Origin of the sequence: Lactonifactor longoviformis DSM 17459, assembly GCF_900129135.1 — a bacterium.
Lineage (GTDB): Bacteria > Bacillota > Clostridia > Lachnospirales > Lachnospiraceae > Lactonifactor > Lactonifactor longoviformis.
Window position 1 is genome coordinate 1 of sequence record NZ_FQVI01000047.1, and the last position, 14,838, is coordinate 14,838.

A 14,838-nucleotide genomic window follows, 5' to 3' on the forward strand; every position below is an offset into this window, starting at 1 on the left:
TACCATCTTCCGCTGACCTTCTGCCAGCCGCTCTTCATGGAGCCGTCCCCCGCGCTTCCCAGATAGTACCATCTTCCGCTGATTTTCTGCCAGCCAGCAGTCATTTGACTGTCTGCACCAAAGTAATATTTGCTGCCGTCAATTGTAACCCATTCTGATTTGGCTCTATTTCCGTCACTTTTTATATAGGCCCAGACGCTCTGCTCCTTGACCCATCTGCCTTTTAATTCCAACTTTTCTATAGCTGAACGGAGTCCATTTTCCGCTGTTTCCACTTCTTCCAGCTTCGCACCGGCATCCTGCAGAATTCCTTCTGCCACCTCAATATTATCTGCCAATTCCTTCCAGGAATTCTCTGTGTAGATTCCTTCCAGTTTTGTCAATGCCTCGTCGTATGTCTTCTGCAAAGCAGCCCTGGCCTCCTGGTACCCCTGTGCTTCCTTGGTAAGCAGTTCAGAAGCACTCTGGATTAAAGTATCCTTTGCACTATCTGTTTTTGTCTGCGTAGCATTCGCGCTATTAAGAATGTTCTTTGCATCATCCAGCGCCTTCTGAAAGTTCTCCCACCCATTTTTTGTATATCTTTCTTCAATCAGACAGCCATATGCCTCCACTGTATTTTCCAGCGCTGTTTTATCAGTAATCTTACTGGTTCCCGTCCGTACGATCTCCTGAAGCTCTGCCTCAGCGGCAATCATTGCAGGATACAGTTTCTTTTCATCTGATGTGATCTTACTATTTCTGACCAACTTTTCGGCGAGAGTAAGAACTGTGCTTTCCGCACGTTCATCCTCTGTTTTTATCACACTGGATAATTTTCTGAGTACCTCATCAATTAAAATCTGTGATCCCTTGGTGTACCCTTCAGACACTTCTGCTTTTGCATTATAGATTACAGATAGACTAAGCAGTCGTACTGCCGCAAGTTCCTCCTCTGCCGAATCCTTTTGGGAGGATCTCAGATCCCTGATTGCCTTTTCCAAATCTTTTTCCGCCTGCATTACATCTGTCTGACTTGGATCCTGCTTTTGCAGTACTGCCTGCGCTGCTGTCTTGGCATTCAGCAGATTATTCCAGCGATATTCAGTGTATGAACCCTGCGGCAGCGCCGCCTGTTCCAGCCCATTCATCAGTGCTTTCAAAGATGTAAGATCACCTTTTTTTACAAGACCTATCAGTGCCTGCTGAAGACTAACTTTTGCATTTTCCTCATCTTCAGCAGTCAGAGAGCCCTGATCCAGCAATTTTTCTACATCCTCTAACACTGAGGCAAATACCTCCTGGCTGCCTGTAGTATAAGCGCTCAAATCCTTCTTGGCACATGTCTTATACAGTACGTTCAGCTCCACTGCCTCTGACCCTATATTTCCTTTTCCATCATAAGCCCCAATATTTGGATTTGACAAGCTTATAATAGGATTACCATAGTAATCAACTGCCGGTTTCTGAATTGGCGTATCTACATAATCCTCCAAGAGTGATTTATTTTGAATTAGTATATCTTCATTCTGTTGAGGTGCATCGGGTATTTCTGCACCTTCACTGATACAAGGCGAGGTATCTTCGAGCATAAACCCATCCACCGCTCCAAGTGTAACCATATTGTCGGCAAAGCTTCCGTGTGTAAAATTTTTGGTATCTTTAAACTGAGGATCTGCTATTACTGCATCTTTATCCATGTCAAGAGCAAGGTATGCGTCCTCGCATCCTCCCCATACACAGTTATTGTCATACGTAACCCCATTCACAGCAAAGGTCCGTCCCTCAGCGTCCTGTTCTTCTCCGGAAGGTCCATATAAAATGTTATTAAAGACCCTGGTGCCTCTGGAGCTTCCGCCGTCCCAGGTACCTTTTTCCGCTACTATGAAATTACTTCCCACGCTGTCAGCCCAGTATATCGTATTGTTATAAACCTGTATACCATAACTGTTTTGGCCTCCAAAACGCATAATTCTAGTTCCGTCAAAGCCTCCGTCATTAACACTTACATTATAGCGGGCAACGCAGTTGACGGTAGCCCCCCAAGGCGACGGGCACACCATAAAGAAACCGCCTTTGTTATTATGTGTGTAGTTATACTGATATATGGAATTCTGGACCCCATAATCAAAGTCAAATGCCATACCGTCCTTTGTGGACTCCGTATTGCAGACCTCATTATACTGCATGACTACATTGTTGGCATCCCAGCACCAGAGCCCGGCGTGTGCAGGGTTTCCGGAACTGCTGTAGTCCTCATTTGCCACGCCGGCCACCAGATTGTATTCTGCCAGGGCGTTCTTAGTATTGATTATTACAATGCCATCACCAGCTGTATGATGTACATAATTATGTGCAATATATACATTATCCCAGCCTGCCCATTCTCCGTCTCCTTCTGCCACCAAAGGACGTTTTCCCCAAAGGCTCTGCATATAAATAGCTTCGTGGCAAACGTCGTATACCTCATTTCCCACAATGGAAATATTATCAAACCAGGTTTTATTGTCAGGATTGGTGAAGTCAGTTCCGTTTACATAAAATATAATTCCGCCTGCAGACTTACTTGTACCGCCTGTCATTCGTCCATTTACATCGTGCACCACATTATTTCTTACCGTAATATTCTTTAGCTGCCCGGCATCCCTGCCTTCCACTACAATAGCAGAAAGAAGCTTATCACTTTCCGGAATAATTCCGCTTCCGTAATTTACAGCCTCAGCATCATAGTTAGTAACCTCCAGGTTTTCAATAATAATGTCAGAGGAGTTAAATACATGTACAGTTGCCAGTTCTTCTTTTCTGCTGTATTCCCAGTTTCCACCCTGGCCATTCAAAATAGGAAGCTCGCCCTCTCCATACTTACCGATTACGACTTTTGCTTCATCGCTTCCCTTTGCCTCATTAATTGTCAGCTTCTCTCCATTCCAGACACACCCTGCCTTCAGAAGCACCTGATCCCCTGCGTCAAGTCTAAGCTGGCCCACTTTTGAGAGTGATTTCCAGGCTGTTTCCGGTGTCAGACCATCGGCCTGGTCATTACCACTTTGAGAATCTATATAATATACATTTGCGCCCTCCGGGGAAGCCAGAATCAGACCTGCCAGCGCACTGTTAAGTACTGTCGCCGCGGCATCAATCTCATATTGAAAAGATTCCGGATTTTCATTTACCGAAACTGCCCGGTTATAAGCCTCTTCATATACAGCCCATGTCTCAGGTGTATAGCTGTCCTTTCCCTGTATTTTACTTTCAGCATCGCCAATTGCTGCCTGCAGCGCTGTATAATCTGTTGCTACTTCAGTAATCACAACGTCATCAAACCAGCACTTTTGGCGTATGTATCCTCGCAAAACCAAGGTAATTTTGCCGTCCTCCGGCGCACTGAAAGTTAATTCTGCATTTTCCCATTCATTATTTTTTGTGGTTTTAACCACAGTGTCCGGTTCCGTCAAAGATGGATCCTGGGGTTTAACCAAAATGTTGGCATACCCTCTTACATCAGACTTAAATCTTGCTGTAACTGTATAATTTTTATACGGTTCTAATGTGATGTCCTGTGTTATTTCACCTCTTGTAATCTTAGCCAGGTAATTGTCTGTGTTTTCTTCAAGTTCCGGCATAGCCTCACAGGGGTTTCCATACACCCATCCTGTTATCACATTACCTTCATACGCTTCAAAGTCACCGTTTACTACCTGAATCTCGTCGGAGACGCTTTTCACATCCTCTTCTTCTGCTGCACCCAGCATTACCGGAAGTTCTTCCGGCTCCGCCTCGTCTTGCATTTCATCCTCTGAGTCCTCTGTTCCCGGGATTTCTGTTTCTTGATATGTCTTGTCCTCAGCATCGTGCAGTTCACTCTCCGGCACCTCCATATCTCCGGCAGAGTTATCTTCTGTAATTTCGGTATCTCCGACGGCGGTTGTCTCCGCTGCATATACAGGAGTGGAACTCAAGACGACAGTTGAAACGACTAAAGTTGCCAACCCTCTTTTCAGCAGGCTTTTTTTTCTCATACTTTTCCTCCTTTTTGTTTTGTTTATGTTTGAGAAGCAATTGTGTTCAGCATTCTGCATGAATCCTGATAAAAACATTGCAATATTTTGTGTATATTTTATCCCACCCTATCTGTCTGATGTTTTCATTTTCGCTCACATTTGTTTTATTTTCGCTCACTTATCGCTGTCTTTACCATCCGTTTTCGATAAAGACCTCATACTCATCCAGCTTATTTCTTCCATCACGGGGCAGCTTTTTAAACTGATTAGGAAGCTGCCCCATATATCTTTTAAAGTTTCGAATAAAGGTTCCCTCGGAAGCATACCCCACTTTGTAAGCGACATCTACAATATTTTCATCCTCATTTAGCAGCATTTGACTTGCGTTCATTATTCTTACTTTATTGATATATTCCAGAGGGGTAATCCCCATAATTTGTTTAAAGACTCTTCTGAAATGAGGCTCACTTATGTGACAGCACTCTGCTAAATCCGTAACCCTTACGGGGTTATGGTACTCCCGCAGAAGCCATTCGAGGGCCGGTGCGATTTGCTCCATTCCACTATCATCCATTGCTGTACGGGTTTCCTGTTTATGTAAGTTAAGCCTGGCAATATACAGCAAGAGCGTACCAGTCAATCCCAGTACGCTCTCTGTATAATAAGGCTTCTCCTCCTGTATTTCCTTAAAAACAGCCTGTATACAGGTTGCGATTTCCGGATAATCCTGCGTGCTCAGAAAATGAGCCCTTTGGTTTATAGCACGTTTTAGCGGCACGATCTGCCTCTCATTACCGTCATACATCAGATTTAGTACCCTGTCCACATCAATAAACAGATATTCCCAGCTGATGATACTGTCTTGGATACTGTCCGTGGTATGGCCATAGTTTTTAGGGATTACCGAAAACATATTTTTATGTATTGGGTAAGGCTTATCCTGAAGTACTAAACATCCGTTGCCGTTGTAACAGAAACCGATTTCCATGAGATTATGAAAATGAAGGCAGTCCGTATGGGTTCCCGAGCAGTATTTCCATCTCTCTCCGGTTAGGGCTAGAATCGGCAGCCTTGCCATTGTCTCGTAGTATCTGAATTCTATCTTGGGTTTTCTTTTACGCGCCATAAAAACACCCCTCCCTCTGTCCGCAATCACTCCGCGGCCGTAATCTGAAATGAATAATTTATATCTTTTGCTGCATCTATGTGGTAGACAGGTTCCGGTTCATAGCCCCAGCTGTCGATTCCCCCCAGCCCCCTCACCGCTCCGAGAATACTGACTACCGTTCTTCTGGGCAGAGGCAGTTCCTCCTGGTGGGTAGCATTCTCAAGTTCCTCCGCAGTAAAAGGAAGACAGGAAAAAGCAAATTTGTGTCCCAGTGCGGAGAATCTGACACCACTTACCGTTGTATTCTTCATGGAGTTATCCTGTGTTTTATTTCTGTAAATCTCTACCCATTCAGTCTCCATATGCACACCGCAGTCCTGAGGAACCAGATATTGGGTAACAGGGAGCCCCCGTATATAGTATACCCCTTGTTTAGCCCCATCCATCCTGTCTGGATAGGTCTCTCCCGAGAGTCCCTTGTAACGGTATCCCACCGCTTTTGTAGGCATTACAAAACGCATTCCGAACACAGGAAGTTCCGGCAGTCCATTTTGCCCACAGTAATGTACCCTGACCGTAATTTTTCCGGTTTCTTCTATCTGGTAGCTCACCTCCACCGCAGCAGCAGGTACTGTAATTGTTTCGTACACAAATATTGCTTTTACCACCCTGGCCTTTTCTTTTCCCGTAAAATGATTATTCCCCGGAGCAGTGATCCTTTTCTCCATTTTCCCGTCAGTCCACACCTCATACCTGATGCAGTTCATAAACATATCCGCACTCAGCCATATCCCAGATGAAGTACAGAATCCATTGCCTCTGTCATTGTCAGTAGATGCTCTCCAGAATGTGGGCCTGGGAGTACGGTATAACCACTCTTTGCCCTGTATTACCATCGATTCCAAACCTCCGGTCAGATAGGAAAATATATAGTGAAACCCGTGCCCTCTCACTCCCAGAGTTGCGTCTCCATAAATAATGTCAAGTTTTTCACCTATATTTGCCATAATAGTACCTCACCTCCTGCATAGCTGGTTTTTCTGTCCTGTCTGCAAACACAATCCCGTTTGCAGAAAATTCGTAATCCGACGGCCTGTCGTCAAAGTCTCCTCCATATCGCAGCACAGCTTCCCCGGTAACCTCATCCTCAGTCCATAAAGCCTGATCGATAAAGTCCCAGATGAAGCCCCCCTGGTACATCTCATATTGATCCAAAAGCTCCATGTAAGATTTCAGGCCTCCAAGAGAATTTCCCATATTATGCATATATTCACAAAGTATAAAAGGTTTTGAAGGGTTATGTTCCAAGTACTCTCTGATACGGCCAGGCGGCGCATACATTTGGCTTTCGACATCAGATATGGCATCCCCGTACACCCGGTTGTGAAAGACACCTTCATAATGAATCAGCCGTGTAGGATCCGACTGCCGAAAGAAGTCCTGCATAAGTTTAATATTTTCACCCACATAGGATTCATTACCCAATGACCAAAAAATTATGGATACGTGATTCTTAAAAGTTTCAAAATGGGTCCTGGCCCGATCAAGAACGGCCTCCCGCCATTGGGGAATGCTCCCGGGGACATTCCAGCTTGGCTCCACAGCACCCATCTTCTGCCAGGATCCGTGTGATTCCAGATTAGTCTCCGACATAATGTAAATTCCCGCTTTATCACATTTCGCATACCACGGAATCTGATTGGGATAATGGCAGGTGCGGACGGCGTTTATATGATTCCTCTGCATACATCTTATATCCCAGTCCATCTCCTCTTCTGTGACAGCTCTCCCTCTTCGGGCACTCCATTCATGTCGATTCACACCATTCAGGATAAGCCGCCTGCCGTTCAGAAAAATTACCCGGCCGCAGATTTCAATTGTACGGAACCCTATTTTATAAGGCACAATCTCTTGTATATTTCCATCGGCGTCCCTAAGCTCCAGCAGCAGAGTATACAGATACGGAAAGCCATATTCCCAGGGAGTTACCTTTCCCAGTCCATCCGACACCAGTTTCATTTTTTCCTTTATTGTTTCTTCCTGCTCCATGCATATATGGCCCTCTTCATCCTGCAGCACCGCCCTTACAGTACCGCCCTGCTTTATGCAGGATAATTTCAGCTCAAGCTCCAGTTCCCCCACTCCCTCTTCCACACGGTAGAACGGCTTAGCCCACATATCCTCCAGATGAATACCAGGCCTGGCATACAGGCTGACACTTCTAAAGATACCAAAAAACCGAAAGAAATCCTGATCCTCTAAAAAGGCAGCAGTGCTTCTCTTATGTACCTCTACAGCCAGTATATTCCCTGTTTCTTCTATATAAGGAGACAGATCAAACTCAGAAGGAGTAAAGCTGTCTTCTGCGTAACCGATAAAAGCCCCGTTCAGCCATACATACATGGCCTGCTCTACCCCCTCAAAGCGAATATTGATCCGCATGCCCCTCATTCCTTCTTTCAGATCAAACCTGCACAGGTATGAACCAACCGGATTCCAGGAGGCGCTGCTAAAAGACCCTTCCCCAGTATTGCCTGCCTCCATACTGAAGGCAGGCCTGCGAAATTCATGGCCTTCCCAGGGATACATCGTATTAATATAATGATTTTTATCATACCCTGCCAGTTCTATATGGCCTGGTACTGTTATCCAATCAAAATCTGCTGCATTAAAATCCTTTTTGTAAAAACTCACCGGTCTTACTGAGGCATTAATCGAATAGTGAAACTGCCACTGGCCGTCTAGGGATTGTACCAACGAGCTTTTCCCATGTAAAAGTTCCTCTGTTGTATGGTAAAATTCATGATCGCTGTGGGCCGGCAGCTGATTCACCCGAAAAACTTCAGGGTTATCTATCCATCTGATATCTGCTTCCATCTCTGTCTCCTTGTCTGCTTATTCTTTTACCGCACCTGCCGCAACGCCTTCCAGAATGTATCTCTGGAAAAACATATAAATAAGAATTGTAGGGATCATAATAATGATGATACCTGCCGCCAGGGTCTGCCAGGAGCCTTGCTGAGCATTGGCATAATTCATTAAAAATGTAGTTAGTGTACGAAGTTTATTCTTTGGCATATACAGATACGGTACATACATATCGTTAATAATATTAATAGTCTTTATAATACATACAGTTGCCGTCGCCGGGGCAAGCAGAGGAAAAATAATCTTTGTAAAAAGCCCAAAGTAAGAACAGCCATCCAGAAGAGCTGCCTCGTCCAATGCTACCGGCAGCCCTGATATAAACTGTCTGTATATATAGAGCTGCATTAAATCGGCGGCAATATAGATAACAATAGGAGCGCCCAGAGTATTATAAAGATGGAGCCCCTGAATAATCCGAAATCTCGAGATCTCTGTCACAAAGCTTGGGATCAGCATGCCAATAAAGAACAAGGCTATTACAAGTTTCTTCCCCCTGAATTCAAAGAGCTCCATAATATAAGCTGTTATAGTGCCAAATATAACGTTGAACACAAGAGATACAGCCAGAATAATAAACGTATTTTTGAACCCTAGCAGTAAATACTTATCTGTCAAAACCTTCTTAAAGTTGTCAAAGGTAAGCTCATCCATAGCGGGAAACATCAGCGGCGACGTAGTATTAATTGCTGCCTTAGTCTTTAATGCCGCAAAGAGTGTTAAGAGAATAGGAGCAACAACTATTACCACCATACACAGGCAGATAATCTGTTTAACAGCCTGATTTGTTATTTTTTTTAACATCTTATTTCCTCCTGTCTCTTAAAATCAGTCCATGGATTACCTTATTTTGTATCAGATAGATTACAACTATCATAATCATAATGGCCACAGCCATAGTTGCGGCCAGGCCGAAGTTAGAGAAGGTAAATGCCGTCTTAATGGTATATAGGGTAAATGTTGAAGAAGCATATCCCGGACCTCCGGAAGTCATTACAAAAGGAATGTCAAATACCTGCAGGGCACCCCTGATATTGTCAAAGAGTACAAAATCCACCATCAGCATAATAGAAGGAATCTGGATGTATCTAAACATCTGCCAGGCATTTGCTCCGTCCACTCTTGCTGCCTCCTCCATATCCTTGGAGACAGACTGGAGAGCTGCCATGAATAAAATCACATGATAACCGCTGAACCGCCACAGCGAAACAAAGGAAAGCACAAAATTTACAATTTTAGGATCTGAAAGCCAATTCCTGATAAAGGATTCCAGATGGACCCCTGTCAATACAGCATCAAACGCACCATTGATTGGAGAAAAGAAATAAGAAAACGCATACGCAATGGCCACTCCATTAATGATGTAAGGCATAAATACCATTGTTTTATAGAATTTGGCCGCCCTGAGCCTGCTTGTCAGAAGTACGGCAAATGCCAGTTCTACAACAATCATGCAGAGATGTACGCAAAAATATACGGCATTGTTTCTTAAAGAAAGCCATAAATCCTGATTTTTGAACATGTCTATGTAGTTGCCCAGACCTATAAAACTGCTTTCCGCGGAATACCCATCCCAGTCTGTAAAGCTCATACGAAACAGATCTACTGCCGGGAAGAAGACAAAGGCTACCAAAAGCAGAACAGGTATTATCAGTGATACGACAATAAACCTGTTTTTCTTTTTATTTAATTTTCCCATGATTATCTCCTCATAATTTGAGGGCCGCGCAGTCGGCCCTCAGATAATTACCTATTGGCTCTGCCGCCTATTTAATCCCCAGTTTCTGTCTGGCTTCTGCCCACTTGCCATCCAGAGTTTTTAAGGTTTCATTCAGATCAAAGCCGTCTGTTAGCATTTCCGCTCCCAGCTTTTTATAGTCAAAGGTTGTTTCATTTTGAATCGCTGTAAAGTCATCTCCGCCGCCATCGTACATAATCAGCTGTCTGTCCGGACATAATTCATCTGCCTCCGCCAGTATAGGATCCTTTTCTTTCGGGAAGTTTTTCATAGAAGAAGCTGAGGTGATATAATCCAGATAATCCGGATACCATGCATCTGAATAGAACCATTCTACAAAGGCTTTTGCTGCCTCTGGATTCTTGGAATGTGTGGTTACCCCCATAAAAGAATCACCCTGCACTAATACGTTAAAGGGATCTGACTCTGAATTTCTGGTCGGAAGATAAAAAGTCCCCAGTTCAGAGGTATCGTCTGTATTATTCTGAATGTTTTGAAGGCCCCAGTCTCCCAGAGCAATAATTGCTGCATCTTTTGAAGCAAAAAGAGCTGTCGCCTGATCACTGCCGATCCCCAGCGGATCTTTCCCCATAACCCCTGATGTAAAGAGACTGTTAACCTTCTGATATGCCTTATTAATGTCTGTACCTTCTGCAAAGGGTGTGTCCTGCTCTGCCATGGAGTTCCAGTTTTGGCCGTTACCAGACTCCAAAGCAGGCATAAACTCCATATATGGATAATCGGGCCACTCATCCTTAAGTCCGCAGGCAATAGCCATAAAGTTTCCGTTATCTTTTCCATAAAAATCCTGCAGCTTATTCGCTGTCTCTTCAAATGCGGTCCATGTTGTAGGCACTTCCACGCCTGCTTCCTCGAACATATCCTTCCAGTAATATACATATTCATAACCGGCAGTCATAGGGATCCCCAGGATTTTTCCGTCCACAGCATACCCTTCCGCAAGATCGTTGTTCTTTGCTGCCTCTGTATCCGATAAGTCAATCAGATAATCTTTAAATCTTGATAAGGTAAAGGTCTTGTTAAACATTACATCCGGCAGCTGGTCGGCAGATGCACGCATCTTCATTGTATTCCAGTACTCACTGTCGTCTTTAATCTTCTCTACTTCAATATCTATGTCCGGATATTTTTCCTGGAATTTTCCTACCATATCAGAAGATTCTATAAAATCATTCAGATTATTGTCCCATATTGCAAAGGTAAGAGTTCCTGACAGTTCGTCCCCTGAAGTCCCCCCTTCTTCTGCAGTTGCTTTCCCTTCTGTTTTTTTGTCGTCTCCGCATCCCACGAATGCGGAGGCCAGCATTGCCCCTGTTAACAAGGCAGCAATTATTTTTTTACTTTTCATACGAAAGTACCTCCTTTTTTTGATGCCCCTACCTTAACAGTTATGGAGAAATCCTTCCATCTCATATCTTCACATTTTTTGATATTTAACCATAACCTTAGTTTACCTGATTGCGATTTTTCGTATGCTTTCCTGATTAACAGTAATAATTCTTTCCAATTTACAGCATTTATGATTCCTTCCTGTACTGAGTCGGACTCATTCCATGCAGTTTCTTAAACATCCGGTTAAAATGCTCTACGTTATTATACCCTACCATTTCTGCCACTTCGTATACTTTAAAGCTGGTCGTTCTCAATAATTCCCGGGCTTTTTGCATCCGGAGGCCAGTAAGATACTCTGAAAATGTCTCTCCCGCTTCTTTGGTGAACCTATTAGTAAAGTATTTTTCACTCAGGTTAACATATTTGGCCACACTGCTTAACGAAAGGCCGGGATCCTCATAATTATCCGCCATATAACGCTTTGCTTTTATTACCATGTCGGTTTCAGATATATTTAGTTTTGATGCAGAGTAATCCACAATCCACGCCAAGTAATTTGTTATCCATAATTTTATACTTCTCATTTCTTCAATGCGGTTTATTTTCTCTACATAATTATATTCTTGTCCGAAAAGATTAAAGAAATTATTTCCGTCCCTAGTAAATCGATCTCCAATAGCAAGAATCAGAGCATACATATGCTTTCTAATCTCATCCTCTGCCGTCCTGCTGAAGAGCGCAAAAAGCTTCTCTTTTTCCGCCGTCACATTTTTTTCATCTGCTATATACAAGGCCTCTGCCAGTCTGCTATATTCCCCAGAAAGACGGATAATATCTTCTACCTCTTCTCCGTATTCCTCAAGCTCTATCAATGCTTCCTCTCCTACAAGATGGCGAAGACAGATCTTTTCTTTTACCTCTCTCACACATTCGGCAAAGGACCGTGGCCCTGTACCCTTTCTGCTGATACACGCAAAAATATGTACTTCATAGTCCCTGGATCCAATACGCTGTATCTCTTCTATCATACGAACCATATTGGATCGGTAATCTTCCTCTGTAATTCGGTAAAATACCTGAAGGAAATTGGGTGTATCTGTATACGTAAGGCACCTGGACGCATATCTGGGATTTCTCTCAAAACTATTTACAAGGCTGGCCGTAATATGACCCTCCATGCTCACCGATTTTTGGTTTGAAATATAGAGTCCAAAAACTGCATACTGATCCATAAAAAATTCTTTTGTTTCTTTATCTGCTTCCTCCGGTGTCATACACCCCTTCATCATTAAACAAAAATATTCCTGTGCTGTCTTCCCTCTGCTTTTTACCTTCTCTTCATATTCCTGAATCAACGCCCTTAGCCTCTTCACCATTGCATTAAACTGATACATCATGTTGCGCACTTCATATTGACCGCCCGGCGCAATATACACATCCAGATTTCCTTCTTCCACCTGCTTCAACCCCTGATTCACTGCCTCTACGGGCTTTACAATACCTCTCAGAAAATACCTGGAGAAATAACTTGCAAAAAGCAGTACCATAACAGCAACACCCAGTACTAACAAAGCGGTCTTCCTGAAATCCCCGCTTAATTCCCCAGGCCTTACATAATTTTCTATATACCAGACTGTATCCCGGAAAGTTACCGGCGTCTTAATGCATGTATAACCTGGAAGCCCAGAATAATCTTTGCTATCTTCTGTTGAATAAATGAGATTACCGCCTGAATCTCTAATCTGTGTAATCCCCAGCTTATTTTTTCCCTGCCTGTATTTCTTGTTATTTGCTTTTATTCTGTCAGCCACATTGGATGACTGATACAGAATTATCATCTCTATCTTCTGAGATCGGTCTGTTTTAATGTCCGGTGAAAGTGCAAAAATCAAAATCAGCATATCCCTGTTTCCACCTAAAAACAAATCATTCATATCCCTTGTATCATACGTTCCAATAACAATATTATTTTTTGATTTCAGTGCATTTTGATACCACTCTTCTTCTTTGATTTGATCACTTGATCTTTTAATTTCGTTTTTCAGATAGAAATTATGGTTGCTTTTCATCTGAAAACTAATGGAGATGATATCTTTAACCGGTTCCAAAGAAAGATTCTGCGCTTTATTTAGATTTTGGATATTTTGATACCTGTCACTAGAGTCCAGTAAATCTGTCCCGGCAGCATACTTCAGAATTTCATTGTCATTTGCATATACCAGGTTTGAAAGTCTCATAGACATAACATCAATATCTGACATAAGTTCCGCAGCAATTGTTTCCTGCGCGCGCTGAACCATCTCCACAGCCTGCTGTTCAAACTGCCTGTTAAGTAAAATTAGTGAGACTACAAGCACCCCCAGAATAGGAATTACGATCAATATAAAAAACAATAAGTAATACGCCGATTTCAACGGCAGCCTTCTCCTTTTTTCTTTGTTTAGTAAATATGAGACCACCATAGCTCTCCTCCCTTGTCCAGAACCTCTGCAGCTTCTTCAGCAAACGAAAACAGGAATCTACATGACTATTTTTATGTAGCAACACCATAATTACTATAGCCATATATATCCCTGTCCTCTCCGTCTAATTATCATATTCTACATAAAAACAACTCAGCCAGTCGTCTCAGAATCTGTTAAAAATCCTTTTAAATCCATATCCAGCGTCTCACGGGTACTTGTGTACGCCCGCAGTTCAATCTCTTTCCCTATACCCAGTCCCATTACTCCCAACAGAGACTTGGCGTCTATAATATAATGTCCCCAGCCAGCATCAACATCAAAATCATATTTTTCCAGTTTCTCTACCAGCTTTTCTGCATCCTCAGCTGTTCTAAGTATTATTTTATATGTTACCATATAACCCGCCTCTTTCCTTTTACGGCGCCTCCCTAAAGAGAACGTTCATTTATTTTTGGGTATCGTATCATATCATGGTCTAATACCTTATGATATATTGTTTGATTCCTTGATATATGTTAATGTATTTACACTATTATACTTAATTTTATCACTTTTGTACCAAAATTTCTCTACACTATTTATGTTATATTACAAAATACATGCCAAAGAGACCATACGCAAATTCCCTAAGTATCAGTGATTACCATCTCACCCCGCGTTTTCCATGAGATGGGGAGGCGTAATCCATATATTTCTAATTTTTTTCAATTTATACTTGACTTTTTTAATCTAATAAGTTATATTGATATCAGTAACAATTACTATTATTAAAAAACGTACAGGTTACATAATGTAACAGGTAACTTTACCATTAAATTTCAAACAAAAAAGGAGAGATCATAATGAAAAAATTCGTATGCAGTGTATGTGGTTATGTTCACGAGGGAGATGCAGCACCTGAAAAATGTCCGGTTTGCGGAGTTCCAGCTGAGAAATTCATCGAGCAGGGCGGAGAAAAGACTTGGGCTGCAGAGCACGTTGTCGGCGTGGCAAAGGGCGTTAGCGAAGACATCCTTGCTGACCTGAGAGCAAACTTTGAAGGTGAATGTTCAGAAGTCGGTATGTACCTTGCAATGGCAAGAGTTGCCCATAGAGAAGGATATCCTGAAATCGGTTTATACTGGGAAAAAGCTGCTTATGAAGAGGCAGAGCACGCAGCTAAATTTGCTGAGTTGCTTGGGGAAGTTGTAACAGACAGCACCAAGAAAAACCTTGAAATGAGAGTAGAAGCTGAAAACGGAGCTACTGCCGGTAAGTTTGACCTGGCTA

The 14,838-nt window shown here is 42.8% G+C and carries 9 protein-coding genes and 1 pseudogene; 1 reads left to right on the plus strand and 9 read right to left on the minus strand.

Features of this window, described 5'->3' with window-relative positions; all coding sequences use genetic code 11:
- The 9 genes and pseudogenes from BUA56_RS21485 to BUA56_RS21525 form a co-directional block, all read right to left on the minus strand.
- Positions 1-3,998, minus strand: a pseudogene (locus BUA56_RS21485) (FIVAR domain-containing protein); the annotation flags it as partial.
- Positions 3,999-4,170: 172 nt separating this feature from the next.
- The gene (locus BUA56_RS21490; protein WP_072854812.1) at positions 4,171-5,106 is read right to left on the minus strand and encodes an AraC family transcriptional regulator; all 936 of its coding nucleotides are present in this window, start codon (positions 5,104-5,106) and stop codon (positions 4,171-4,173) included.
- Between the two features lie 26 nt (positions 5,107-5,132).
- A complete protein-coding gene (locus BUA56_RS21495; protein ID WP_072854813.1) occupies positions 5,133-6,095 on the minus strand; it encodes a beta-galactosidase small subunit in 963 nt (320 codons plus the stop codon).
- Positions 6,079-7,965 (minus strand): glycoside hydrolase family 2 TIM barrel-domain containing protein, encoded by a 1,887-nt coding sequence (locus BUA56_RS21500; RefSeq protein ID WP_072854814.1) that lies wholly within the window; start codon positions 7,963-7,965, stop codon positions 6,079-6,081. Before BUA56_RS21500 ends, BUA56_RS21495 begins: the two co-directional genes overlap by 17 nt.
- Before the next feature lie 18 nt (positions 7,966-7,983).
- Positions 7,984-8,817: a carbohydrate ABC transporter permease gene (locus BUA56_RS21505; RefSeq protein WP_072854815.1), complete on the minus strand. Its 834-nt coding sequence runs from the start codon at positions 8,815-8,817 to the stop codon at positions 7,984-7,986.
- A gap of 1 nt (position 8,818) precedes the next feature.
- Positions 8,819-9,712, minus strand: coding sequence for a carbohydrate ABC transporter permease (locus tag BUA56_RS21510; RefSeq protein ID WP_072854816.1), 894 nt, complete (start codon positions 9,710-9,712; stop codon positions 8,819-8,821).
- 67 nt (positions 9,713-9,779) lie between these two features.
- Positions 9,780-11,120, minus strand: coding sequence for an ABC transporter substrate-binding protein (locus tag BUA56_RS21515; RefSeq protein ID WP_072854817.1), 1,341 nt, complete (start codon positions 11,118-11,120; stop codon positions 9,780-9,782).
- 169 nt (positions 11,121-11,289) lie between these two features.
- Positions 11,290-13,566 (minus strand): helix-turn-helix domain-containing protein, encoded by a 2,277-nt coding sequence (locus BUA56_RS21520; protein WP_072854818.1) that lies wholly within the window; start codon positions 13,564-13,566, stop codon positions 11,290-11,292.
- 153 nt (positions 13,567-13,719) lie between these two features.
- Complete coding sequence (locus BUA56_RS21525; RefSeq protein WP_072854819.1) at positions 13,720-13,965, minus strand: HPr family phosphocarrier protein; 246 nt, start codon at positions 13,963-13,965, stop codon at positions 13,720-13,722.
- 446 nt (positions 13,966-14,411) lie between these two features.
- Here BUA56_RS21525 and BUA56_RS21530 point away from each other — a divergent pair.
- A partial coding sequence (locus tag BUA56_RS21530; RefSeq protein WP_072854820.1) for a rubredoxin-like domain-containing protein occupies positions 14,412-14,838 on the plus strand: 427 nt, incomplete at its 3' end.

Excerpts from the sequence above, each read along its gene's own strand:
- BUA56_RS21490 (WP_072854812.1), bottom strand. The coding sequence starts at position 5,106 with ATGGCGCGTAAAAGAAAACCCAAGATAGAATTCAGATACTACGAGACA.
- BUA56_RS21510 (WP_072854816.1), bottom strand. The coding sequence starts at position 9,712 with ATGGGAAAATTAAATAAAAAGAAAAACAGGTTTATTGTCGTATCACTG.
- BUA56_RS21520 (WP_072854818.1), bottom strand. The coding sequence starts at position 13,566 with ATGGTGGTCTCATATTTACTAAACAAAGAAAAAAGGAGAAGGCTGCCG.
- BUA56_RS21505 (WP_072854815.1), bottom strand. The coding sequence starts at position 8,817 with ATGTTAAAAAAAATAACAAATCAGGCTGTTAAACAGATTATCTGCCTG.
- BUA56_RS21515 (WP_072854817.1), bottom strand. The coding sequence starts at position 11,120 with ATGAAAAGTAAAAAAATAATTGCTGCCTTGTTAACAGGGGCAATGCTG.
- BUA56_RS21495 (WP_072854813.1), bottom strand. The coding sequence starts at position 6,095 with ATGGCAAATATAGGTGAAAAACTTGACATTATTTATGGAGACGCAACT.
- BUA56_RS21500 (WP_072854814.1), bottom strand. The coding sequence starts at position 7,965 with ATGGAAGCAGATATCAGATGGATAGATAACCCTGAAGTTTTTCGGGTG.
- BUA56_RS21525 (WP_072854819.1), bottom strand. The coding sequence starts at position 13,965 with ATGGTAACATATAAAATAATACTTAGAACAGCTGAGGATGCAGAAAAG.